Origin of the sequence: Nostoc flagelliforme FACHB-838 (assembly GCF_014698065.1) — a bacterium.
Classification (GTDB): domain Bacteria; phylum Cyanobacteriota; class Cyanobacteriia; order Cyanobacteriales; family Nostocaceae; genus Nostoc; species Nostoc flagelliforme_B.
Genome location: NZ_JACJSI010000425.1, coordinates 1 through 4892 on the forward strand (window position 1 = coordinate 1; position 4892 = coordinate 4892).

At 39.1% G+C, this 4892-nt stretch carries 2 protein-coding genes and 1 pseudogene; 2 read left to right on the plus strand and 1 reads right to left on the minus strand.

Features of this window, described 5'->3' with window-relative positions; genetic code table 11:
* Both H6G97_RS45555 and H6G97_RS45560 read left to right on the plus strand, forming a co-directional pair.
* Window positions 1–817, plus strand: a pseudogene (locus H6G97_RS45555) (hypothetical protein); the annotation flags it as partial.
* Between the two features lie 261 nt (window positions 818–1078).
* Window positions 1079–1855: a DUF928 domain-containing protein gene (locus H6G97_RS45560; protein WP_206759171.1), complete on the plus strand. Its 777-nt coding sequence runs from the start codon at window positions 1079–1081 to the stop codon at window positions 1853–1855.
* 28 nt (window positions 1856–1883) lie between these two features.
* On the opposite strand, the gene H6G97_RS45565 is transcribed toward H6G97_RS45560, so the two are convergent.
* Complete coding sequence (locus tag H6G97_RS45565; RefSeq protein ID WP_190947017.1) at window positions 1884–4598, minus strand: CHAT domain-containing protein; 2715 nt, start codon at window positions 4596–4598, stop codon at window positions 1884–1886.
* Window positions 4599–4892: the final 294 nt, after the last annotated feature.

Here is a 4892-nt window from a genome sequence, read left to right on the forward strand (position 1 = left end):
GCTATTTGTTGCTGTGGGTGGATTTTCTTACGCTCCTGGGAATTGGGAAAAGGAAAAAACTTTACTTCGCTATTATCAGCAAGCTGTTCGAGAATTGGGAGAAATCGAACGGGTGAATGCTTTAGAAATTCAGCATATTACTTTTGAATGTTGTTACGACTGGTCGAGTATGTTCACAGCTTTTGCTGAGATACCAGTTAATAAAGATACTTGGCAAGCCTTGTTTACATCTTGGCGTGAATCAATAATTAAACGTGGTACACCATACAGGTATTCAGGTTTATATGCACATCAAAAACCCGTAGATACTTGGTGGTTGCATTGGTTGCTCGATAGTATTACAACTAAGGAAAAAGGACATACTTGGTTTAGGCAAAAAATTATCGAGTGGCTGGAGAATTTACCTGGAGAACAGGGGCAACTGGGTGGGGAATATAGTGTTTTACATTTGTTAACGAAAGATTTGACCGAGATAAAGTATCAGGGGAAATCCCCCTACCCAAAGTTTTATGAGGTTGTGATTTTGCCAAACCAACTATCGACACGAGATGATATTTCTAGGAGAACGTATCTCCAAGAATATGCACCCTCTGATTTGTGGGAAAGAGTGATGGATTATTGGCAAGCAAACTTACACAACTTTGTACCCAGACCGGACTCGTCTCAAAACTCGGATTATACGAAAAATGCACAATGGATGTCTGCCTTGAAGGAGTTAGCACCGCAGAATTATGATAGTTTGTTGTCTCAATGGAAAGTCCAGCATAAGCGACGACCTAATTTGTGGAAAGCGATGAGAAATTTTGGATTGGATTGATGTAATGCTTTTTGTATGTGGCATGGCGAGTACACCATTAGGTTGCAAGTGTTGAAGTGTAATTGCACTACTCATGACAACTGTCGATTTATTTTCAGGAATGCCTGATCTCATAGTGAGCAATATCTTGTACGCTGATTTCTAATGGTGAAGCTGTCATGCATTTAAAAATACAGTATTTTGCAAGGTGATTTGCAGAATATAGCTTGTGAAGCCAGATATTTTATTAAGACTCTTCTTCTTAGCAAATTATTAAAGAACATGGTTAACAGAAAACGCTCTTTGCAAAAATGTTTGAAGCATAACCTTACTAACTACATTGCTTTGAGCTTGTTGTTATTAATGCCTACAACAGCTTTAGCTAACGGTAACAACAATAATTCTGACGATCCTCCACCTCAAACTAGAGGAACTTCAGGTGGTTCTAGGGGATGTGAGACTGAAAGTGAGGCATCCTCAAGTAGTATTCCAAATATTATTTTACTTGCACCTACTCAAAGTTACGGTCAAACTTTGGCAAACAGTCCTACATTTGCCTGGTTTGTGAAAGATACTAGCTCTTGGCAAATGGAATTTCGCCTTTATGAGTACAATCAAGCTACTAAACAATCTAGATTGGTAAAAGAAATTAAAGATGAAAATTTTAAAAGTTCTCCAGGAATCATGATTCTATCTCTGCCTAGTCAAGAATTGTTAGTTGGCAGAAGATACCTTTGGCAAGTCGAATTGGTTTGCGATGCTAATCGTCCTTCAGGTAATCCATTTGCGATCGCAGCGATGAAAGTCGTTTTAACTCCGCCAGAAGTGAAAAACCAACTCTCTCAAAGCAATGATGTTCTAAAGGTGGCAAATCTCTACAAAAAAGCTGATTTATGGTATAAAACTGTAGAAATTGCTTTAAGTTCAAACAATGAACCGACTCTGAAAGAATTAAGAAAGTCTATCCTAGAACAGGTAGCAACTGGAACTCAAACCGAATTGAGAGAACAAACTAAAGCAGCGCTGACAAATAGTACAATCCATCAATTACAACGTTAGTAGTAGAAAATTTTCACAAATGTAAGAATCAAAGCCAGTTACCAATGAGAATGAATGGTGCCCAATATCCAGGGTGACTTTCAAGTTGCTTCTGATGTGCTTGCAACCAAGCTATTTGAACCGTTTGTAAGGCTTTAGCTTTACTCATTCCGCTATGCCAGTTTTGATAAAATTTAGCTATCAGTTGCGCTGTTGCTGCGTCATCAACTTTCCATAAAGAAGCTATAGCACTTTGAGATCCGGCTTGGATAGCGATACCAGCTAAACCCAGAGTTTCACGATCGCTTCCTACTGCTGTTTCACAGGCTGTCAAAGTTAGTAATTCAATCGGTTGGTTTTTAATGCGAGTGCTATTAATAAGTTCGTAAAGGTCGTTTAGTGTCAGTTTTTCATTGTAAGTCTCGGTTGTAACTGATTTTTGAGGATTTGTAGTCACTTTTTTTCCAGTTACTAAAAAAGTTTCTCGATCATCAATACCAAACTTGCCGTGAGTCGCTAAATGAATTATTGGGTAAGTGTTTTCTTTTAACTCTTTTTCCAAGCGCTCACGTGTAAAGTCTTGATCCAGTAAGCCCTTGCTTTTAGGTAAACTCGTTGTAATCGCTTTCAACTCGGATTGGACTTGGGTAAGCGGCTCAAAAAACTTTGAACCAGCATCTGTTTCGACGGTAGCTGGTTGTGTCAAGCCAAAAGCTAATACCTGTAATTTCTTTGGATTAGACTGTAGAGGATTTGTCAAAGTGAATGCTGGAGCAAAGGCGATCACATACTTTTCAATCAAGAATTGCTTACCATCAAACAGTGCAGCTATGGGGATACTCCGAAGAATTCCGTCTTGAATAAACACTAAAGTTTCAATTTTTTCTTTTTCTAAATCGCTGACAAAAGGACGAATAAACCAGTCATATACTTGTTTTGCTCTAGCTTGATAAGTATTTTCCAAGTCAGAACGCTTTTCTAGTTTAATTCGTAGATCATTGATAATGTCTCTAACTTCCTGATTTTTAACAGGTATCCAAAAAACTTTTGACTTAATTTTTTGCTCTTTATCAGCTAACGTGAGAATGATTGCAAGATGTTCTTTCAAAATAATCGAACTCAAGACAGCAGTGTTTTTGCCCACTAGTGGCGCTGGTTTTTGAATCAAGGCTAAATCACAATTATTACCTAAATAGTTTTGTAGTTCTGCTAACCTTAACTCATCTATTATTGGAAGTACTGACTCCAAATTATGTTGAATATCTGATGTTTGAACAAGATTATTAGTTTGCTCTAGGCGTAACTCCAGCAACTCACGGTAGACTGGTTCAACGTTATCTCGAAAGTCAAACTGTAAATCTCGCTGTTGTATGATTAAGTCACTACGAATACTCTTGAGACTATCAATAGACTTTTCATAAAAAGTAATTGCTTCTTTTACTCGACCTGTGGCTTTAGATAATCGTCCCGCCTGCCATGCCCACAGGTAAAGGTTCTCATTAGCGACAGTACCAATTAGCGCTTGTTGAGTTAAATTTAGAGCTTGTTGATAATCCTGCCCACATTCGTAAATGTGTCCTAATCGCCCTTTGGAAAAGGATTCTCCTTCTCTATCCTGTATTTTTTGAGTAATTGCTACAGCTTTGTTAAGTAATTCAACAGCCTTAGATAACGATTCTGACTTTAAGCATTGAATTGCAGGGTCAGTACCGATCGACTCGCTCTTTTGGTTAACGATTTGTAAAAGATTAGCAAGTTGAATTACCGCATAGGCTTTATCGCGTGAGTCAGGCAATTGTTCCACTAAGATTAGAGCTTGCTGTAATGTATTGTTAACTATGGCTTTATCCTGACTATGTTGGTGATGATAAAGCTTAACTAAACCTAGTAGCGATCGCAGTTCATTAACTTTATCATTCTGACTACGGGCTAGATTTAGGCTTTGCTCAAAATGATGTACAGCTTCGTTATCATTGGCAACAGTGTATTGCTGGTATTTTTTGGCAGCTTTTTTATCACCTACCTCACTGGCAAATTTGGCACGATGCTGATTGCTCTTTGCAAGACTAGCATAGGTATTCGCTAAACCATTCAGATTAGATATTATGTAAGTTTGATTATCAACACGCTTGGCGATTTCATCACTACGTTCAAAATTAGAAATAGCTTGCTCATACTCGCCTTGGAGACGATGAGCATTTCCTAAACTACCCCAAGCGGCTATTTCGCCGAGATCATCTGAGTGGTGGCGGGCAATTTCTATGGCACTATCTGGAATACAAGTTGCATTGCTCTGCTTTTCACCGCACAAAATCGTAATTGCCCGTCGGTGCTGTCCCAAGCTACTGTAGAGTTGAGCCTCTTCTGTCAGCATCCGCCCTACTTTGATCGGCTCGTTTTTTTGACGATAGTAGGCAATAACTTCTTTTAATTGGGCGATCGCTTCAGGTATTTGTCCTACTTGTTGGTATGCTCTAGCAAGGTATGTTCGGACACTTATTTTTTGAGAATAATTACTAGTACGCTGTTGATTTAAAAGGGCTGCTTGCCAAGACTTAATTGCCCCTTGAATATCGCCAGCTTGGTATAGCTCAAGCCCTTGCTGCAATGGCTGGGTTAAACCTGACAATTGGGCTGTTGCTATTTCTAATATTCCCTTATGCCCAATTGTTAGGGAAGGATGTGCTAACCACAAACAGAAGGTTAGTGTTGTGAGGAAGAGAACTGCCCAAACGCGACGAATACGATATGGCAAGCGTTGCATAATGGCATAAGGGAAAGTATACCTGTGAATTTTACAGGATGAGTGGCATTCTCCCCAAATCCCCAAGTCCCTTTGTTTTCTCTGTTAACCTTTTGTTAATAAGACAGTTCGCAGATACGCCCCAGTAAATTTCCAAAATTGGAAAACTAATTTCCCAGCTTGACGATGCATTTCTAATTAACAGGACTTACGCAACTGGAACAAATAGCGAGCGGGGCGTAGCCCTACCACACGACAATTTAAATCAAACCAAGCACATAGGAATACTTGGGCGTTTTAGTTGCTGAATTAAAT

Bases quoted from the DNA above. Each gene is read 5' to 3' on its own strand.
- H6G97_RS45560 (WP_206759171.1), top strand. From the start codon at position 1,079: ATGGTTAACAGAAAACGCTCTTTGCAAAAATGTTTGAAGCATAACCTT.
- H6G97_RS45565 (WP_190947017.1), bottom strand. From the start codon at position 4,598: ATGCAACGCTTGCCATATCGTATTCGTCGCGTTTGGGCAGTTCTCTTC.